The organism is Caldicellulosiruptor bescii DSM 6725, from assembly GCF_000022325.1.
Classification (GTDB): Bacteria; Bacillota; Thermoanaerobacteria; order Caldicellulosiruptorales; family Caldicellulosiruptoraceae; genus Caldicellulosiruptor; species Caldicellulosiruptor bescii.
The window spans coordinates 468255-488213 of the sequence record NC_012034.1 but is presented as its reverse complement, the minus strand read 5'-3'; the positions used below and the strand labels follow the sequence as shown (position 1 = coordinate 488213).

At 31.9% G+C, this 19959-nt stretch carries 19 protein-coding genes and 2 pseudogenes; 5 read left to right on the top strand and 16 right to left on the bottom strand.

Annotation, left to right across the window (positions count from 1 at the left end; all coding sequences use genetic code 11):
• Nucleotides 1–4: 4 nt before the first annotated feature.
• The 4 genes from ytvI to zapA are packed head-to-tail and all read right to left on the bottom strand — an operon-like array spanning nucleotide 5 to nucleotide 4773.
• The gene (ytvI, locus tag ATHE_RS02100; RefSeq protein WP_041727319.1) at nucleotides 5–1117 is read right to left on the bottom strand and encodes a sporulation integral membrane protein YtvI; all 1113 of its coding nucleotides are present in this window, start codon (nucleotides 1115–1117) and stop codon (nucleotides 5–7) included.
• Complete coding sequence (locus tag ATHE_RS02095; protein WP_015907022.1) at nucleotides 1117–3420, bottom strand: peptidase U32 family protein; 2304 nt, start codon at nucleotides 3418–3420, stop codon at nucleotides 1117–1119. The genes ytvI and ATHE_RS02095 overlap by 1 nt, the downstream gene beginning before the upstream one ends.
• Before the next feature lie 23 nt (nucleotides 3421–3443).
• Nucleotides 3444–4313, bottom strand: coding sequence for an alkaline phosphatase family protein (locus ATHE_RS02090; RefSeq protein WP_041727032.1), 870 nt, complete (start codon nucleotides 4311–4313; stop codon nucleotides 3444–3446).
• Nucleotides 4300–4773, bottom strand: coding sequence for a cell division protein ZapA (zapA, locus tag ATHE_RS02085; protein ID WP_015907020.1), 474 nt, complete (start codon nucleotides 4771–4773; stop codon nucleotides 4300–4302). Before zapA ends, ATHE_RS02090 begins: the two co-directional genes overlap by 14 nt.
• An 807-nt stretch (nucleotides 4774–5580) precedes the next feature.
• Here zapA and ATHE_RS02080 point away from each other — a divergent pair.
• Together ATHE_RS02080 and ATHE_RS02075 are read left to right on the top strand one after the other, a co-directional pair.
• Nucleotides 5581–6807, top strand: a complete 1227-nt coding sequence (locus tag ATHE_RS02080) for a glycosyltransferase (RefSeq protein ID WP_015907019.1) — start codon at nucleotides 5581–5583, stop codon at nucleotides 6805–6807.
• Nucleotides 6808–6962: 155 nt separating this feature from the next.
• Nucleotides 6963–7949 carry an aldo/keto reductase gene (locus ATHE_RS02075; protein ID WP_015907018.1) on the top strand — a complete coding sequence of 329 codons (987 nt, stop codon included), beginning with the start codon at nucleotides 6963–6965 and terminating at the stop codon, nucleotides 7947–7949.
• 128 nt (nucleotides 7950–8077) lie between these two features.
• Here ATHE_RS02075 and ATHE_RS02070 read toward each other — a convergent pair whose 3' ends face one another.
• The 6 genes from ATHE_RS02070 to ATHE_RS02045 form a co-directional block, all read right to left on the bottom strand.
• Nucleotides 8078–8419: a hypothetical protein gene (locus ATHE_RS02070; RefSeq protein WP_232421997.1), complete on the bottom strand. Its 342-nt coding sequence runs from the start codon at nucleotides 8417–8419 to the stop codon at nucleotides 8078–8080.
• A gap of 65 nt (nucleotides 8420–8484) precedes the next feature.
• Nucleotides 8485–8736 carry a hypothetical protein gene (locus ATHE_RS02065; protein WP_015907016.1) on the bottom strand — a complete coding sequence of 84 codons (252 nt, stop codon included), beginning with the start codon at nucleotides 8734–8736 and terminating at the stop codon, nucleotides 8485–8487.
• An 85-nt stretch (nucleotides 8737–8821) separates the two neighbouring features.
• Nucleotides 8822–9154 (bottom strand): hypothetical protein, encoded by a 333-nt coding sequence (locus tag ATHE_RS02060; RefSeq protein WP_015907015.1) that lies wholly within the window; start codon nucleotides 9152–9154, stop codon nucleotides 8822–8824.
• A 139-nt stretch (nucleotides 9155–9293) separates the two neighbouring features.
• Nucleotides 9294–9848 carry a rubrerythrin family protein gene (locus tag ATHE_RS02055; RefSeq protein ID WP_013431128.1) on the bottom strand — a complete coding sequence of 185 codons (555 nt, stop codon included), beginning with the start codon at nucleotides 9846–9848 and terminating at the stop codon, nucleotides 9294–9296.
• A 27-nt stretch (nucleotides 9849–9875) separates the two neighbouring features.
• Nucleotides 9876–10694 (bottom strand): family 1 encapsulin nanocompartment shell protein, encoded by an 819-nt coding sequence (locus ATHE_RS02050; protein WP_231503240.1) that lies wholly within the window; start codon nucleotides 10692–10694, stop codon nucleotides 9876–9878.
• Nucleotides 10672–11040: a ferritin family protein gene (locus ATHE_RS02045; protein ID WP_015907013.1), complete on the bottom strand. Its 369-nt coding sequence runs from the start codon at nucleotides 11038–11040 to the stop codon at nucleotides 10672–10674. The genes ATHE_RS02050 and ATHE_RS02045 overlap by 23 nt, the downstream gene beginning before the upstream one ends.
• Nucleotides 11041–11242: 202 nt before the next feature.
• Here ATHE_RS02045 and ATHE_RS02040 point away from each other — a divergent pair, with 202 nt between their 5' ends.
• The gene (locus tag ATHE_RS02040) at nucleotides 11243–12034 is read left to right on the top strand and encodes a glycoside hydrolase family 65 protein (protein WP_015907012.1); all 792 of its coding nucleotides are present in this window, start codon (nucleotides 11243–11245) and stop codon (nucleotides 12032–12034) included.
• 143 nt (nucleotides 12035–12177) lie between these two features.
• Nucleotides 12178–13403, top strand: a pseudogene (locus tag ATHE_RS14195) (IS256 family transposase).
• 359 nt (nucleotides 13404–13762) lie between these two features.
• On the opposite strand, the gene ATHE_RS02025 reads toward ATHE_RS14195, so the two are convergent.
• The 3 genes from ATHE_RS02025 to ATHE_RS02015 form a co-directional block, all read right to left on the bottom strand.
• Nucleotides 13763–14437 (bottom strand): hypothetical protein, encoded by a 675-nt coding sequence (locus tag ATHE_RS02025; RefSeq protein ID WP_015907011.1) that lies wholly within the window; start codon nucleotides 14435–14437, stop codon nucleotides 13763–13765.
• Nucleotides 14437–15552 (bottom strand): tetratricopeptide repeat protein, encoded by a 1116-nt coding sequence (locus ATHE_RS02020; RefSeq protein WP_015907010.1) that lies wholly within the window; start codon nucleotides 15550–15552, stop codon nucleotides 14437–14439. The genes ATHE_RS02025 and ATHE_RS02020 overlap by 1 nt, the downstream gene beginning before the upstream one ends.
• 124 nt (nucleotides 15553–15676) lie before the next feature.
• Entirely contained in the window at nucleotides 15677–17059 is a 1383-nt protein-coding gene (locus tag ATHE_RS02015) for a hypothetical protein (RefSeq protein ID WP_015907009.1), read from the bottom strand.
• A 305-nt stretch (nucleotides 17060–17364) separates the two neighbouring features.
• Here ATHE_RS02015 and ATHE_RS15430 point away from each other — a divergent pair.
• Nucleotides 17365–17527 (top strand): annotated as a pseudogene (locus tag ATHE_RS15430) (ISNCY family transposase); the annotation flags it as partial.
• A gap of 267 nt (nucleotides 17528–17794) precedes the next feature.
• On the opposite strand, the gene ATHE_RS02010 reads toward ATHE_RS15430, so the two are convergent.
• From ATHE_RS02010 to ATHE_RS02000, 3 genes are all read right to left on the bottom strand, one after another.
• Nucleotides 17795–18529 (bottom strand): hypothetical protein, encoded by a 735-nt coding sequence (locus ATHE_RS02010; RefSeq protein WP_256861319.1) that lies wholly within the window; start codon nucleotides 18527–18529, stop codon nucleotides 17795–17797.
• Between the two features lie 183 nt (nucleotides 18530–18712).
• Nucleotides 18713–19045, bottom strand: coding sequence for a hypothetical protein (locus tag ATHE_RS14900; protein WP_232421996.1), 333 nt, complete (start codon nucleotides 19043–19045; stop codon nucleotides 18713–18715).
• Nucleotides 19046–19232: 187 nt separating this feature from the next.
• A complete protein-coding gene (locus ATHE_RS02000) occupies nucleotides 19233–19952 on the bottom strand; it encodes a hypothetical protein (RefSeq protein WP_015907005.1) in 720 nt (239 codons plus the stop codon).
• Between the last annotated feature and the right edge of the window lie 7 nt (nucleotides 19953–19959).

Below are 19959 nucleotides of genomic sequence, written 5' to 3'. Positions count from 1 at the left end.
ATTTTCACTCCTTTTTTGTCAAAAAGAGATTTTCTCTTATCTTTTTAATTGCACCTGTCTCATACACTGCTTTCAAAAACACAACCAAAAGCGGACCTATCACAAACCCCCACGCTCCAAACACTTCAACACCTGCATAGATAGAAACAAGTGTTGTAAAGGTCGAAATCCCCACCTGGTTCGCAACAATCTTGATAGAGGCAAATTCACGAATGCCTAAAATTATAAGATATACAATCAAAAGTTTTATTCCAAAATTAGTGTCCCCAGCTATAAAACTGCCTGCAATCCACGGAAGCAATATTATGCCTGAACCTATGATTGGAATTATGCTCATAAGCCCCAGAAGAAGACTTACCACCAAAAAGTAAGGCGCCTTTATTATAGAAAGCCCTACAAGCCCTGAGAGAAACATTAAAATTGCCAGAATTATCTGAGACTTTGCATAGTCTACAACAGAGTCTATAACTTTAAAAGCAATTGATGAAAGTTCTTTGTAAATCTGGACTGAAAAGTTTTGAATTAGCCATGACCTCATTTTGTGTCTGTCGCGCATAAAGAAAAAGGCTGACAGAACAGAAAAAAACCACACCGTGACACCTTTTAAGGTTGCTGGTATAACCTTTATTACCTTTAAACTCATTGTGGCAATTTGGTTAAGTACATTTGTAAGTTCGTCAACACCTGATTGAATAAAATTTACAATAGGCCCCGGCAATCCTGAGTATATATTTTTTACATTTGAAAAGAGCTTGTCTAAAGCCTGATAAATTTTATCATAATCAATATTTTGAAGACTCGCAACTAATCTCATGCACTCATTCACAAGTATATATATGCCCTCTGCAAGCATAAAACCAAGTATTATGTTGAGGACAATAAGTATAAGTATTGCAGAGATTGTCCTGTTTACTTTATTCTTTTCCATATATTTTAAAAGCGGTTCAAACACAACTGCAATAAAGAGTCCTATTATAACTGGAATGAATGCTTTTATCATAAATCTCACAAAAAGGTCAAATGTCTTGATTAAATATGCACATGAAAAGATAAAAGCGCTAATTATGATAACATAAATCATAGCAACCACAAACCGGTTTTTTGTAAACTCCCTCATCATGACAAATAATACCCCTTTGTAATTTTTAGACCAATCCCCTTGTTATCAAAATAACCTTCCAAAGCTTTTTCCATTTCTTTTTCATTTATGCCTGTGAAATCAAATCTCAGCACATCAGATGGCACATCTTTATCGTCTATATACAAAAATGCAGGGTTTAAAACTTCATTTTTCCCTCTTTGGGTTTTTATAAGTTTCAAAAGCTCACCGTTCCTGTCTTGCAAATATTCTCCCTTTTCGAAAAATTTAAGCCTGTTTATCATCAGAGGAATTCTACCAAAGACAATTACTTCTATCTCACTTTCTTGTGCGTTTTTGTAAATTTCTATAATTCTTGTTTTAGATAGCTCAACCGAAAGACAGATTCTTTTACCACCAAGTAGTTCTAAAAATTTTAATGAAACAGAATTTGTAGTGTTTAAGCTAAAATCAAAATAAATTTCAAAGTTGTGCTTGAAAATCTCATACTGCCCAAGGTTTCTTACCAAAACTTTTTTTATACCCTTTTCTTTTATTTTTTCAACATCAACCTTTTTTAAATCTTCATCGTGTGTTATCCTGTCAAGATAAGCAACCATATTGTCATCTGTCTTTATATCAAAAATTACATTGTAAGGAATGTAGATTTCATAGTTAGAAAGATTGCGTGCCTCACACCACTTTTTAAGCTTTTCAAGTTGCCAGAGTGAATCTATCATGAAAGAAAACCGGTGACTTCTATTAAATGACCTTGCACAACCATCTTCTAAATACCTTGAAATTTCAACATCTTGTTTTAGACTTCTCTTATAAAAGCTAATTATCTTTTGAGAAAGCTTTTCAATCAATACCTTTCTCAGCCTGTTTAGTTCTGAGACCTTCACAAAACAGCCATCTTCAATATGCGCATCAAAATTTCCCATCTCAAAAATTGTTCCACCCAGTTTTGAAAAGCTGCTGATTACAGCAGCAGATGTAACTTTTTTCTCTTTTGCCTGCTGAACAACTTCCCCCTCTTCCACTACCTCAAATCTATCACATGCTGCTAAAGCTTTTATTTTTTTTTCTTTCTCTATCCATACTTTAAAATCAACCTTCCTAAATTTTTTCTCCTTATTCATTTCTTTTTCTATTCTAATTTCATGTTCTTTATTTCTTACAATAAACACCTGACCCTGAGAAAATTCTTTCAATCTCTTTTTCCTTTCAAAATCAACTTTCACCTCAAATCTTTTGTCATCTTTCTTAATAATATTGTTATTTATTTCAAGAAGAATCTCTTCAAAATTTTTGTTTCTAAAAGAAATCACATCACCGTTTGAAAGGTTATATGAAGTCTGCAAAAAAAGGGTTTCGTTCTCAAAATAAAATTTCCCAATAAAAAGACCTGTATTGTTAGGTGCTTTCTTAAAGATTATTCTATCTATATCAGTATTTTCTAAGTATCCAGTACTGAAGTTTCCTCTGTTGAAAACAAGTAGAAGTTTTTGCTTATCAGCGCTGTCGATTGTTATTTCGCCTTTCTCGTAATACATATCAATATATTTTCTATAGATTGAGCTCACAGTGTACACATAATAATGGTCCTTTAATCTTCCCTCTATCTTGAAAGAGTCAACCCCTGCTTCGATTAGTTTATCTATGTTTTCTAAAAGACAAATATCCTTTGGTGAAAGAAGATATCCTCTATCAATTACTTTTTTTTCCTTATCTAATAGCTTATAATAAAGCCTGCAAGGCTGGGCACACTGCCCTCTGTTGCCACTTCTTTTAAAAATTATGCTTGAAAAAAGACACTGACCAGAATATGAAACACACAAAGCTCCATGCACAAAAACCTCAAGTTCAATACTACTTTGCTGTCTTATGTTCTTTATCTCATCTATTGAGAGCTCTCTTGAGAGTATAACTCTCTTTACTCCTAAGCCTTCCAAAAACTTTACCTGAGCCAAGTTATGAACTGTCATCTGTGTGCTTGCATAAATAGGTAGGTCGGGAAATTCATTTATCATAATGAAAAGAAGACCTATATCCTGCACAATAACAGCATCAATTCCTTCTTTATATGCAAACTCTAAAAGCTTCAAAGCTTTGCGCATCTCATCATTGTAAATCAGGGTGTTTATTGCAAGATATATCTTTTTTCCTCTCTCATGACAAAAATCTATGGCTTTTTTAAGCTCATCTTCTGAAAAGTTCTTTGCATACGCTCTTGCTGAGAACTCTTTTGCACCAACATACACGCTGTCAGCCCCAGCTTTTATGGCTGCAATGAGCTCTTCAAACCCACCTGCTGGTGCCAGTAACTCTACCTTTTTCATTCTTCTGTGTCATCCCTTTGCGTTTATATTTCAAAGTATTTTAATATACTACTATAAATCTGTTCAATTGACTCAATAGCAAAAATTTCTTTTTTATTTCCATATGCTAAAAAAGGTACTTTATTTTTTGTATGTGTCTTTGTTGACAAATCTTCTATGTTACCATGGTCAGATGTAACAACAAGGCAAGCATCCTTTGGAAGATCTTCAATTAAGCTGATTATAAACTCATCTAAAAGTTTTATAAGCTCTAAAGCTTTTTCCATATCACATGAATGTCCTATGATGTCTGTTTTAAAATGTTCAAACAAAACAAAATCATTTTTGTTTAGCACATTCAAAAGATTTTCAGCTGCCTTCTCAGGTGAAAAAACTGGTACCTCATATCCACTTTCAATCAAAACGTGATTTGTAATATCAAAATAAACTCCCTCAGATTTCAAGAGGTCTTCCACTGTTTTGAACCTTATGCCTGCCGTCAAAACCATATAACTTGTCACAGACATTTTAAAATTCTTGTCATTTAATAGCTTTTGCAAATACTCGTTTCTGTAAACATTTGCAAAGTCTACTTTCAAACCGTGCCGGGAAAGAGTAGTGAATATATTTTGTTTGTCAATTATTTTCTTGAGGCTTGGTGTAATCTGTCCGTTGATATGAAACCCTACCTCTTTTGCTGCGTTTATGCCTGAATAAATTGTAACCTGGCCTGTGGCACTTTGCGGCAGACCTTCAATGCCAAGCGTGGCATCCAAAAACAGGACATTCCCGTCTTTTAAAAAAATGTCATATGCTTTTGGATGATAATAAAAAAAGGGGTTGTATTCATTTTTCTCCCCTTTTCCAACACCGTCCAAAAATACAAAAAGCATTTTCATTTTATCTATCACCATCAAATGCGTTTATGAAATCATCAAGTTCTTTTTTAGTCTTTTCAAGTTCCTGCTTTGTTTTTTCAAGTTCTTGGTTAAGATTTTGAATAATTTCATTTAACTTTTCAATCTCTTGATTTTGCTGCAAGAGCTTTTCCTCTGCCTTTTTTAATTTCTCTTTATACTCCTCAACCTCTTTTTGATATTTCTCGCTTTCAACACCTATCTTTGAAAGCTTCTCATCACATTCTAAAAGGTGTTTAAAATACTCGTCTGCCACCAAAAAGGCTGTGAGCATTGCCGAAAGAGATGTAGAAAGCTGCGGCTCGTTTGCCACAACCTCAGACATCTTCTTGTTTATATAATTTGCAATCTTCATTATGTATTCTTCATCTTCGTCAGTCTTTAATACATAATTCATACCCGCAATCTTTACTTCAATTCTCTTCAAATTATCTTCTCTCCTGATATTTTCATCCATCGGTTCACAATCCTTCAAAAAGCTTTGAAAGTGTTGTTATCTATATTATAGTTTTTTTTAGTATTCTTTGCAATTGAGAATTTAGAGAGGATAGCATCAAGAGGTCGGACATAGTTTTTTTCTGAGGCCTATCTAATCAGATTAATAGCCTATATTCTTTTCTGCTCTATCATCTAAAAGCAGCTTTAAATTATTTATAAAAAATACACTAAATTGAAAAACAAAATTTGGTTATAACAAATATTGCTTCTTTTCTTTTTTTTTGTTATTATAATTGCAATTTCATAATATCCATAGAAAGGAGTAGATAACGTCATTGGTTTTTGATTATATATTAAGTTAGTTTATCTGTTTATTATTTAAAATGAAGACTGATGAAATACATAGAAAATATTACTAAGTCTAAATTTGGTTTGTTTTTCAATACCAATATTAATCCTTTCGAATAGTTTTAGAGGTGCTTTGGCAGCAGAGAATATTTGATTACTTTCTAAATTTTTACTATACAAGCTTATGTTGTAGGGAAAATTCAAATTTGTAAAAACAACTGATCCTAAGATAGTGCTTGGTAATAATATTGATAAAATTTGTTGACGTAAGATTTTTAAATTTATCACAAAACTTCATTTCAAATTCTTACTTTTAAAACAGAAATTACACAATATAATGGGTTCAAATAAAAAATAAAGTTTATATTAAAAACTACTTTTATGCCATGTTTTAGTAAAATAAAAACTGACTCCTCAAGATTTGATCTATCTCAATTTAAGAATGAAATTGAAAAGTTTTACAAGGAGGTACAACTTAATGAAAAAAGTATTCTTACAATTTGGTTCTGGGTTAGGTCCCATGTCTCGATCCCTTCCAATCGCAGAAGGGTTACAAAGAGAAGGATATATCGTAAAGTATTTTGGATTTGAAAATGCAAAACCATATATGAATAAAATAGGAATTGAAGAGTTATCAGAAAATTTTAATATCAAGGATATTAAAAAAGGAGTGCAAACTCCTAATTGGTATTGTGCAGAGCAATTTTGGGAAATAATAGGATATGGTAATATGGAATGGGTAGAAAAAAAAGTTGAAGAATTAATAGAATATTTAAAAGATTTTTCTCCTGATTTTATAATATCAGACCTTGGTATATTAAGTTGTATTGCTGCAAGAATAATGGACATACCTTTGATAGCTATAACTCAAAGTTGTTATCATCCTAACATTGCTTTTGGAAGAATAAGATGGTGGGAAGAAGAACAAAATTTAAAGTTTACATTAACTGAGAAATTAAATAATTATTTTAAGAAAAAAGGTGTTTCACAATTAAATTCTTTTGAAGAAATTTTTACTGGTAGTTTAACCATAATTCCCAGTTTTCCTGAATTTGATCCAATAAATAATCCTTCAGAATTTAACACATATTATGTTGGTCCCATATTATGGGATCCATTAGACATGGCTAAAGAAGAGTATATAAAATTGTTTAACAGAGATAAAAATAAGCCTACAATTTTTTGCTATACAGCAAGATTTTACGACAATGTGGGTGAAAGTGGAATTATTATTTTTAAAACATTACTTTCAGCATTAAAAAAATTTGATGCTAACATTATTTTTTCTACAGGGAGTGATTCGGACAGGAAAATAGCAAAAGAGATTTTAAACTCTTACGGAATTGATGAAGAGAAATTTAGCATTATTGATTGGGTTCCAATGGGAATTGCTTATGGAAACTCTGATGTTGTTATCCATCATGGAGGCCATGGAAGTTGTTTAGGTCAATTTTTGTATGAGGTACCTTCATTAATTATACCTACTCATACTGAACGAGAGTATAATGCAAGAATTTGCACCAATATGGGAGTTTCTAAATTTATAAAAAGAGAAGACATTGAAAAAGCAGATATATTAGCTGAAATTGTTGAGATTTTAACTAACTCAAGTTTTAAAGAAAGATTACACTTTTGGCATACTAAACTAAATGAATATAATTTTACAGGTGTAAATAAAGTTTTAGAATTGATTCAAAAATTATAAAAAGGTGAATGATAAATGATGATAGAGGTACTACAAGAAGGTTTAAATATTGTTTTTTTAATCATTTAGTGATAATAAAAAACATTCTATTGAAATATATCCCTTCAGGGGTTAAAATCAAATTATTAAAATCTTCAAAAGGAGTTTGAAAACTCATGTATATTGCTGATCCAAACAGATACAATAATATGCTATACCTACGCTGTGGGAAAAGTGGCTTAAAACTTCCTGCTATCTCACTTGGGTTTTGGCACAATTTTGGAGATGGTGACCCATTTGACAACATGCGAAAAATTGTTCAAAGAGCTTTTGATCTTGGAATAACATACTTTGACCTTGCAAACAACTACGGACCACCACCGGGTGCTGCTGAGGAAAATTTTGGCAGAATATTTAAGCTTGATTTAAACCCTTACAGAGATGAAATAATTGTTGCAACAAAAGCAGGATACAAGATGTGGGAAGGTCCTTACGGTGATTGGGGCTCAAAAAAGTATCTTCTTGCAAGCTTAGACCAAAGCCTAAAAAGAATGAACCTTGACTATGTTGATATCTTCTACTCTCACAGACCAGACCCAGAAACACCAATTGAAGAGACAATGGAGGCTTTGTATCAGGCAGTGCACAGCGGAAAAGCTTTGTATGCTGGTATATCTAATTACAATCCTGAACAAACTAAAATAGCGTATTCAGCTGCAAAACAAATTGGACTAAAGCTTATAGTAAATCAAGTTCGATACAATATGTTTGCAAGAGATGTTGAAAATGGTCTTTTTGATACATTAAATGAGCTTGGTATGGGAGCTGTGATATATTCTCCTCTTGCTCAAGGACTTCTGACAGATCGTTATTTAGATGGAATTCCTGAAGATTCAAGAGTAAGAAAATCGGGCGTATTCTTAAAAGAAAGTGATATAACTCCTGAGAGAATTGAAAAGGTTAAAAAACTCTCTGAGATTGCAAAAAGGCGTGGTCAGACAGTTTCACAGCTTGCACTTTCGTGGATTTTGCGCAACAAAGTTGTAGCATCAGTAATTGTCGGTGCAAGCAAAGTGTCTCAGATTGAAGATAATGTGGGTTGTATTAATAATCTTGAGTTTTCAGAAGAAGAATTGAAAGAAATTGAGGAGATTTTGAAATAATCTTTATTTTTCTTTTAAAAGGAAATGGGCTGCTTTTCTTCAATTGGAATAGGCAGCCCCTGATTTTTTAGTTTTTATTATGCGTTTCTTAAATAATCAATTTTCTCTTACTATATTAATATAAAATTTCAAATTATTTCATCAAACACTCCACTAATTGTTTTGCCTTCTTTAAATAAGCTATAACTCTTTAAATCTTTTATTACAAATTCATATTCAATGTCAAAAGGTTTTACCTTTACTTTCCATATACCAAACACCTTACCTTTGATTGTATTTATAAAATTATACCTCATAACACTCCAAAAATATCTATAAAGATGTTCTTTGTTTGTAGGTTTTATATCAATGTTTATTGTAAACACAAGTTTTTCCTCGGGATTATACCATTCCATTGACACTTGGCTTTCCTTTTTAATATTTTTAGCTTGACACCACACAATTATAAATTCATCTAATTCACTAAACACTTTTTTTTACATTCACTGGTTGATAATTCTCGTCTAAGCCATTACAAGAACAAATTGCAACAATTTCAATCTTGCTTCCCTTCCTTCCTTGGTTTTCTGTTATTTATTCTCTTTGACACGAATTTGTAAACATAATAACCCAGCAACCCAAAAGCAGCTACTGACCAAAGCCATTCAATTTTTAAGGCTTTTAGTGCTACATTTATTAAACCTCCTAAAATAGGTATGACAATTAGTCCTGCCACAATAGTTATGAAAATAATAAATACTATGTATACCCGAAAAAGAATATCCTTTGCTTTGAATCTTCTACTCATGACATTTTTTCCTTCCCTATTTATCTATATTTAATTATATTTAATACGCTCCCCCACCAATAAGTTTGTGCAATCCATGCTCTACTCAAGTAATGGCATTATCAATTGCTTTACCCACTTTGGTATTATCAAACCACCTTTCTACACTCGCTATTTTATTAGTAACACTCGCAATAACACTTACTGTGCCTTTTCCGAAAATATATCCTTCACCCATACCTTTCAATACTCCACTTACTGTTTTACTTGCAACCTTTCTCTCAAGCATTGTAAAACCACTTGTGGCAGCTCTGTACGCTTTCACTCCTCCACCTATTCCACCTGCTGCAATTGATACTATGTTTGTCAATGTATTTTCACGCAAATCATTGGCAATAGAACTTACAATGTGATGAGCTACTTTTTGAATACTATTCATATTAACCCCTCATCCTCCTTTTAAAGTGTAAATGTATAAAATTTTCTGTAATAAGTTTAAAAAAAAACAAAATGTCAATACTAATTTACTGTTATAAAAATGGACTATCCAGAATGGATAGTCCATAAAAAAGTTTTTTTTAAAACATCTTATACATTTCCTTCTTTGTCCCACATATCGGACAAAACTCAGGAGCCTCATCTAAAACTGTATGTCCGCAAACAGGGCAGATATAAACATTTTTAATCTCTATATCCTTTCCTTCTTTTGCGCTATCTTGAGCCATTTTAAAAAGCTGAGCATGAATCTTTTCTGCCTCAATTGCAAAATGAAAGCTCCTTTCTGCATCTTTTTCGTTTTGATATCTTGCCGCATTTAAGTAAACATCATACATCTGGTTTACCTCAAAAAGCTCACCGTCAATTGCACCTTGAAGATTTTCCACTGTTGTGCCAACTCCAAACACTGCATCAGATGCAACCATATGCCCACCTTTAATGTCACCAAGTACTTTAAAATGATTGTTTGCATGGACCTGCTCAGCATATGAGATTGCTCTAAAAAGTCTTGCAATGTTCGGAAAACCTTCTTTTTCAGCAATGTCACCCCAAAGCAGATACCTCATGTGAGCCATGCTCTCCCCACCATATGCAGACCTTAAAAATCCTATTGTCATATCATTCTTTACGCTCATCTTTATCCCTCCTTTTATTTTTAAATTTTATTCAAATATTACAATAGAATCCTTGTTTTTAATACGAAGTACAATTGTTTCTATAATTCTAAACTCATGGTCAAGTTTGTCATTTCCCATATATGTTACAATCATATCTTGCCCTATCGTTAAATCGATGTTAGAAAACTCCGCACAAACTAAGACTGCTTTTCCTTCACCAAGTACTGGTGTTTTAAAAATGTTATTATCTACCAGTTTTGAGATTCTTTCAAGTTCCAGCACTCCAGCCATTGGGTTTATTCTTGAAAGCTGAACATAAATGTCTGGACTTAATATAAGAACAAGTTTACCTATATATCCTTTTCTTAGTAGCAATTCTATTCCTTTTACTATCTCAGAATATGCAGTCTCTCCCTCGTTCCAATTTCCTTTTTTAAGTCTATTTGTGCCAGTTGCAGTTAAAATTCCTTCCAGCCCAAGTTCTTTACAACCCCAGAATATAAATTCGTCTTCTTTTTTTGCACATTCCAAAGTAGCTCTTGCAACTTGAGAAAAATCATAAGGTCCTGTCCCAGAGAGAATATATTCTAAATCATTCCAGCTAAGTTTAAAGTCTTCGTAAATTTGTTTTAAAGGGTAATATCTTCTTACAGCTTTTTTGCTTTCTGCTTCTTCAACAACATCGGCAAAGATAGTATGTGTTTGTGGACCTAAAGGACCAAAAAGATGCAAAAATCGTCGACCAACTAACACTTTTTTTGCAGTATTAATTACAATCTCATCTATTACTTTCCAATGTTCACTTTTCAACGGTGATTGGTCTCGCCCCATGAAATACATCTTAATCTTTCTCCTTTCCTTCATCAACTAAACTTCCAATTGTAAACCCACCCTGCTTTGCTTCAGTTTCAATTCCAAGTTCTCTGAGCATATTTTTCACTTCTTCTTCACCTTCTAAAAAGTGTTCAGCTTCCTCAGGGTCAAGAATTCTCAGGAGTGTCATTAGCTCTCCCACATGTGCTTTTTCTTCATCTCTGATATTTGCAATTACTCTTTTTGCTACTTGGTCATCTGTTGCCTGCACATGAGCGTCATAGATAAAAATAGCTTCAAGCTCTGATGCAATGTCAAGGCGAATTGCCTGAATTAACTCTTGTTTTGTCATTTTCCTGTTCACATTTCCCTGAAAAGGGTTTGCAAAACTTGGCATCTCGTATTTACCTCCATAAAATTGATTTTTACTTCTTTTATTTTTTACCCATCAAATTTATAATTAAACAAAAAAATATACCGAAAATATTTCGGTAACATTCCCAAAACATATTTATAAAGTAACTTCCAGCCATTGACTGTAAAATTATATTAAGGTATGATTACGTAAAAAAGATTTTGCTGCGAAAGGAGAATACAGCTTGAGAAAGCTTCCCAAAAAGGAATCTATATTTTTGCCAGATGAATGGAACATAATAGAAGATGGATTTCATCCTGAAAATAATTTTATGCTTGAGACCATTTTTACAGTTGCAAATGGATATTTAGGCCTGAGGGGAAACTTGGATGAAGATTTTCCTGACAAAAGCCAGAGCTTTAAAGCAACATATATCAACGGCTTTTATGAAGAGTATGATATAACCTATCCAGAGGGTGGATATGGATTTGCAAAGCGTGGCGAGGCAATGGTAAATGTAGCTGATGTGAAGACATTTGAAATAATGATTGAGGGTGAAAACTTCAATTTATTCAGTGGAAAAATTTATAAACATATTAGAAAACTTGACATGAAGAGCGGAACGGTAGTACGTGAAATACTCTGGGAATCCGAACGTGGCAGAAAAATTTTTATATCTTTTGAGCGGCTTGCATGTTTTAAAAGGCAGCATTTAGGAGCAATTAATATTAGAATTAAACCTCTCAATTTTTCTGGTAGAATAAAAATTGTAAGTAAAATAGATGGAAACTCTTCAAATCTGCTTGAGACAGAAGATGTGAGGATTGGTTCTGGAATAGAAAAATTTCCTTTTGAGACAATTAAAGCTTACAGTGATAAACTTAATGGTTTTTTGATGCAGAAAACTAAAAAGAGTAGACTCTCGTATGGCTGTATGGTAGATCACGTTTTGAGCATCAAAGAATTTTTCTGCAAATCTTTTGCTGACAAAGAGAAAAATCTTGTTATATTTGAAATTGAATTTGATGCTAAATAAGATATGGAATATAGCTAAAAACAAAAAGGTCATCTTTAAAGATTAAAAACGAGACTATAAATAATTTTGTGTAAAGTATAAGAACCTCCTTCTTGGTAAGAATCAGAATATAACAAAAATATCCAAGAAGGAGGTTTTTTGTTATGGAGAATGTTTTAACAAAAGAGCAGCTCTTAGAGTTTATAAGAAAAAATAATATTCAGAGTGTAAGTGATATTTACGAAAGTTTAAAAGACCTGTTCAAAGATGTACTTTAAAGCTTTTTAGAAGCAGAAATTGAAGAAACTCTGGGTTATGAAAAATATGATATTAAAAACAAACAAACTACTAACTCTCGAAACGGATATACTCAGAAAACCGTAAAAACAAAATTTGGAGAGATGGAAATTGATATTCCAAGAGACAGAGAAGGTGAATTTGAACCCAAGATAATTCCCAAATATAAAAGAGATATCTCTGAAATTGAAGATAAAATAATAGCTTTATATTCCAGAGGGATGACAACAAGAGATATTCATGAACAAATAAAAGATATCTATGGTATTGAAGTATCTGCTGAGATGGTAAGCAAAATTACAGAAAAAATAGTACCATAGAATAAGAGAATGGCAAAATAGACCATTGGAAAAGATATATCCGTTTATTTTCATGGACGCGATCCACTACAAGATAAAAGATGAGGGTAAAATTGTGAATAAAGCTACCTATGTTGTTTTAGGGATTAACATTGAGGGATATAAGGATGTTTTAGGAATATGGATAGGAGAAAGTGAAAGTTCTAAATTCTGGCAAGGTCGATTGAATGATTTAAAGACAAGAGGAGTAGAAGAAGTCCTGCTGTTTTGTGTTGATGGTCTTACTGGTTTGAAAGAAGCAATAGAAGCAGTGTTCCCAAAGAGTGATATTCAAAGATGTATAATCCACCAGTTGAGAAATTCATTTAAGTATGTTTCGTATAGACACATAAAAGAATTTTCAAAAGATTTCAAGAGAATATACCAGGCAACAAATGAAGAAGAGGCATTTGAGAATTTTTGTCAAATAAAAGAGAAATGGGGGAAACAATATCCTTATGCATTTAGAAGCTGGGAAAGCAACTGGGAAATGCTGACCTCGTTTTTTAAGTTTCCCCCAGAGATTAGAAGAATAAATTTATACAACAAACATTATAGAAGGTGTTCACAGACAGTTTAGGAAAGTTACAAAGTCAAAATCAGTATTTCCAAATGATATAGCTTTAGAAAAGATGCTTTATCTTGCAACAAAAAATGTTGTAAGAAAGTGGACACGAAGGTACAGAAATTGGGATGTAATATTAAATCAGCTTTTGATAATGTATCCTGAGCGTTTGAGAGAGTATATAAAGTAGATAGCAATCACCAGTTCGCATTTTAAACTGCTTCCATGGAAGCAGTTTAAAACAATAAATCAAAAACAGAGTATCATAACCCAGTATTAAATTTTGTCCACGATTTTAAAAATTTATGCATAAAAATTTTTAAAATGGTAATACTAAAAAATAGAAAGTAGACAAGTTTATCCTGAATGATCTCTTACCAAGAAGGTTGGTCTAATTTAAATACACAAGATTATTTATAGACCCAAGTTAAGAATTTATGCATAATGTCATATACCACCACATAAAAGTTTGTAGTAATACCTTCTTAATTATTTCACTATTTGAACTATGTTGTCTGTAATACGTAAGGTAAAGACTACTTTTTAGCTTTATACGTTTGTTTTTAATATACCTGATTCTATGCCATATACACTTGGAGTTATCACAAAATAGTCTTCCAAGATGTACAATCCATCAATAAAAAACTTTACTTTCCACTTACCTGTAGGCATTTCATCGCTTATCTGTATGTAATGCCACTCAGTTATGTTGTCCATTCCCTCATCATCACTCCAAACAATACCACTGCTTTGAACAAAAAATTCCCCATTAGGCTTATACCAAAGTATACTGCTTTGATGAAAACCCAAAACATCTTTATACTCAATCCTCACACATACCTTCTCGTCTTTCCTTGAAAAAGCTCTTTTATAAATTAACTTCCCACTTTCAACTGTATCATTGCAAAAGCTAAAGTCTTTAACATATATACTTGGTTCAAAATCATATGTTAAGATTTCTCCGTTGGCATTTATAGCTATGCAGGAAAATATCTGCCCGTCTTCTGTTGGCAGTGTAAACGGTGCTGCCCAGTCTATCAGCCTTATATTGTCGTCAATCACAAAAATGTATCTATAAATATCAGAAGGATTCAAATCCAGCTCACACACAAAACTATCATCTCCTCTTGTCATCGGAATGTATTTTTTTCCTGTCTTCTCTGATATGATTTCTAAATAAACTCTCTCTGCTTCTAAAAATGTGCATTCAAACCTGTACTTCATTATTTCCAACCCCTCTTTGCTATCTCTTTATCACTTCTAAGTACATTTGTAGTCATACACTTTTTTCTGTTTTCCTCAACCCATCTTTTCCACATAACCTCAAGTTCTTTTTTCTCTTTCTCACTTAGCTTAAACTCTTTTACCAACCTCTGAAAAAATGGAAATGGATAAAGTTGTATATTACTCTTCCCAAAACCTATCAACGCTTTCTTGCCTTTTTCAATATCTCCTACCTTTCGATAATAGTAAATCCCTAAATACTCTGGATCTTCTTTCTTCATAATCTCTTCTGCCTCTTTATATTTGTTATCAATTAGTTTGTTAAGAAATTCTAACTTTTTCAATTGGAACTTATAATTCTTAAAATAATCCTTGTACTTGGAATAATTCTTTTTCCAGATATCATACACTTCTCTTAATTTATCCTTCATACCCAATTCATAATAGCAATTCCCTGAATATGATAATAGTTCAATATACTCTTTTAAAAATTCATTCTCTTTATCCTCCTTAACAAGTTGTAAAAACTTTTCTATGTATTCAAGTGCTTTCTTGTAATTTCCATATGCTTCTATATATATTACTCCAAGTGAATAATATGCTCGTCCATTAAAATCCCAGGTTGTTTTAGGCTCATCCAAGTCATTAATATTTAAAGATCTTTTTATCCAGTAAACAGCTTCACTCATTCTTTTTATCTCACCAAGTTCCTGACTTCTCTTCCCAACTGCTACACCTTTATAAAAATAAGCAACCTTTTTAACCCACAATGAGGTATCACTGTTTAACTGCTTCAAAGCAAGGTCTGCATAATACTCCTCCATCATCGGATTACCTATCAGATTGGCTATTTCACACATTTTGAAGCAACCACTAATTTTACCATCAGAAGTTTTAGCATTTTTAACAATCCATTTAGCAAGAGCTGCAGCGTTATTATACTCCCCTCTATCTATCATCCCATTTATCACACTAAGTGTATCATCTATTGACAAAGTGTTCATTATAACTTTGTCATCTACAATGATATATCTGTTTGAAAAAAATTTAAAACCAAAATAAACCAGTATTAAACCTATCAATCCAATTATCAGCCACTTCCTGCTTTTCCTCATCCTTTTCAACTCTCATTCCCCTTCCTACTACAAACTCTTTTGCCGGGTATATTTTATCAAAAAGCAATTACTCTCTTCAATACAAAGCACACAGAGCTCTTTGCAAAGCTCTGTGTGCAAAAACTTAATGACCAAAAGCTGGTTTTGCTACTTTTGTCGTAACATCAAATACTTTTTTAAGTTTTCCTAAATTATTAGATACTTTGGCTGCCTTCGCTAATTTATCTAATCCTTTGGTACCTGCTATACTAACCCCTACTTCAAACAGTGCTTCCCCTACCATTTCTCCTCTTTTATAATCATCACCATTTACAAATTCTTCCTTTGCCTTAGCAATAGATTGCTCTACATATTTTAATGCTACCTGCGGATGTTTAATTAATTCTCTTGCTCCTTCTGCGATTTGCTTTGGATGAGTTACAACATCAACTAAACTCTTTACAGTATTTACAGCCCCTTTGATAACTCCAACAGCAACTCCTATCTTAAACTTTGTATCATTTGGTACTGCGAGCCATACACCCTGCATAGTGGTCTTTATCTTATTAAAAGTTTTCTCATCAATGCTTAACCCTATGCTTTGTTCGGAAGTTATCTTACTTGTTGATAAAGAATGAGTTACCTTAGCTAAATTTATTTCAGCTTTTCTATTGCTCTTTACTTCTCCCCCAACTGTTACATTAACTTCCTGATTATGTGTCTTCAAAAGCACCAGTTTTGTTCCACCTGCAATCTCAGCACCCCTTTTGTTAACTGTTACATTACTTACAATCTCAGTTTTATCATTAACTTTCATACTCGTGCTATTCTCAAAACTCTTGCTAATTTTTCTCTTCTCTAATTCCAAATTCAATTTACCAGAATTGCTGTGCTCAACAAAACCAGAAGCCTTCTCTGTATTTGCTTTGTACTGAGAAGATTTTTCAACTCCCACTTCTCCACTTACTGAAGATGTAAATTTTAGATACATTTTGTTGCCTGCTACATTCAAGGTTATTTTTTTCTCTTTTATAGTTTTATTCCCTACAACAGAAATACTATTTGTTGTTGTAACATCTACAGCTTTTTTCAAACCTTCTTTAATATCCTTTGCAACAGTCTCTAATTTTTCCCCAGTTGATTTTACTACTGAAGAAATTTTGTGCTCTACTGTTTTAACTGTGTTATTCAAATTTGAAACTGTAGATTTTACAAAATTGTTGACTTTATTCTGAATACTTTTTGTAGTGTCACTAATATCTTTTTTGATATTTGAAAAAATACCCAAAATCCCTCCACTATTTCGTGTATTCGAACCATGAGTTTTACTGCTGGTAGAAGCTTTTTGCAAAGAAGTGTTTGAAAGTGTAACTTTGTATGCAGCAGTAGACTGCACAGAAGGTTTATCAGGCACAATCCAACCTGTTGAAAGCGTTTGTGCAGAAACACTATGATTGGAACTATTGACCTTAATATTGTTGTGAGTATTCTTAATCAGGTTATAATTCGTAATAATTTTATTACTCATACCCCTCACTCCTCGTTTCTTAATTTTTGTTTGATTATATCCCAAAAAAAAAAAAAAAAAAACAATATATAATATTGATGAATTTTTTCATATATTTGTTACTAAATTTGTTTAATATGCAAAATATAAACGGAAGTTAAGGCGAAAACTAATTAAATGGTTTGTAATGTTTTAAAATTACTGATGAGGTTGTTGAATAACAGAAATAGCCATATAGAGTAAACATAGTAACAAAAAAGTTTTTAAAAATATACTCATGAGCATTAAAGCACAAAATAAAAATTTTTAAGCTAATTATTTTGAAAAAATTACATTTTTTGTGTACAGCCAAAGAAGAAGTGATACCGCTTTTTTGGATTTTAACAGAGGCAAATGAACATGACTTGAAAACAAGAAGAGCTTTTGTATAGGGCATGGGGCTTTGGCTGTGAGATGGTATTAACAGATGGAGGATACGATTGTAGCAGATTACATGTATAATTGTTAATATTTTTTATTCAACAACCTAAAATAAATAAAACAACCTCCATCTCTGATACTTTTGTTCATATTCTGATTCTTGACAAGATGGAGGACTTCATATTTTCAAAAAATTATTTATTACTCTCATATAACAAACTATCTTTTGGTATGTATAATTTAAGACAAAACGACTCTTTTAATTTCAATGAATAATCAGTTGTTAATAGTATGAATTAACCAATACACATTACCATTCCTTACTACATCTGTAAACTAAACGTTATATCCACCTTCTCCTAACATAGCTTCATATTGATTCGCAGGCATAATCAAAGGCTCAGCATTTATTATCGCTTTTTTCAAATTGGCATCAAATATCTTATCAAAATTGTTGATAAACTCTTTTTCATTTCTTATTGTTTTCTTTTTACCGTCAATTTTGACCTTAATTGGATATGCTATCAGTTTTCCAAGTGCTTTCTTGTCGTTTTTTATCAAATATTCTTGAATGTTAGTAGCAAATTTCAGTACTTCATCATCCGGAAAACCAACAAAGCTGAATTTTTCACCATAAGGCATATATATTTCGTGCTCATTTATCAGTTTAAAAGGCATTTTTATTTTGCCATCACTCCAAGTCCCTTCAATTATATCTACTGGTCTTATTAGACGACCATCACTCTTTTTAATCACTTTATCTTTTATAATGCCATTGAATGTTCCAACTACTTTACCTTTTGAGTCAAGCTCATTTAACTTTATTTTACCACCTTTTATTATTCCTTCTACCTTTATATACTTTCTTACACCTTTGTAAGCATATAGACCTGTAACCTTTGAATTGTTGATGTATATGCTCATCACTATATTCTTTTTCCCTTTTTTACCAGTGTAATCATAATAATCTTTTTCATCTTTATCGTTGCTTAAAACAAAAGTGCTTTTCAAAATTAAAATCATGATTGACAACAGTACAATAATTCTTTTTCTGGCCTTCAAAAACTTCACCTTCTCAAGTATCATGATAATGTACCACAATTTGCTTTACTCTGCCTTTTGATATTTTAAATTCAATTTTATTAATAGGAACTGTCTTGGTAATAAATGCTGTCAATTTCACCTTTTTCGTTATAGATTATACTACCATATTGCTCGATATCATTAGTAGAATCAAATTTTAAACCATAGGTGTTATCGTTGTTGCTTGTTTTTGGTTTGATACAGTATAGATATTCTACGCCACCAATTTTGGGGACTATATCTAAATTTATTTATCACTCTTTTATAACTATCTCCTACTTCAATTCCTCTCGGTCCCTTTATTCCTCTCTTGTTAATCTCTGCGTCTATTACATAATATGAATTCTTTTTAACACCTGGTGCTAATATAATGCTACCCCAATCATAGTAACAATATTCTACATAATCACCATAAGCACCCCACCATTCTTTCTTAACCTTTTTGGGTTTTCCTACTTTTTTTATCAATTCTTCCTTTATAAATTCATATTTTAATTCTACCAAAACTGGCTCACCTTTTGCATAAATAGGCTTGTTATTTCTAAAAAACAAAAAGGTCATCTTTAAAGATTAAAAACATTCCCACAGCAATAATTGTTATTTCGACAAAAATTGATAGAAGCACAGATGCTCTTTTTCTCATTTTTTAACATCCTTATTCACCTTTTTATACAAACTTCAATGATATAGTTTATTTGCTCGTATTTTGTAACTCCTGTAATTCATCTTTAATATAGTCTATCCTTTCAGTGTAGTAAGTATTATTAAATACATATAGATGATTGGTTTTTGGAATATATACAAAATAAAGAGAAAGTTCTGTTGTTCCATCCTTTGTTGCTTTGTAATATCTATAAAACTTATATTCTTCTTTCATTTCCATAAGCATATTCTGAGCTAATTTTTCATTCAAGATTGCACCCTTATTTTCATATACACGTTTTCCTTCAATATCAAAAAAAAGTGGTTTCAAATCGTCAGGGAGTTTGTGTTTCCCTAAGGAAAAAATTTCTACATGATTTAAAACTGTTTCAATATAATCTTTTACCGTTCCAGATATAGTATAAGGATCATCTTGTATTTTACTATATAGGTTTTCTGGAATTTTGCTATTTTTAATATAAATCCAGTTTGATGTTAACTTTTCTAATTTTGGTTTGTCTTTTTCGCTAAAAATTAATAGGTCAAGAAAGTAAGTCTCACATTTTACAATCTTTTCTTCTTTTATCGGCTCAGGAAATTCTGTATCAAATATCTTATACAACCTAATCCATTCAGCACGATTTTTTACATATTTTGGTGGCTCGGAAGTTAAGTGAAGTAAAAATAGCAATGTGCCAAATGATAAAATAAAGAACAGATTAACTCCTATAACAATTATTAAGATAAACTTAAAAATCTTAATTACCATTAGATTA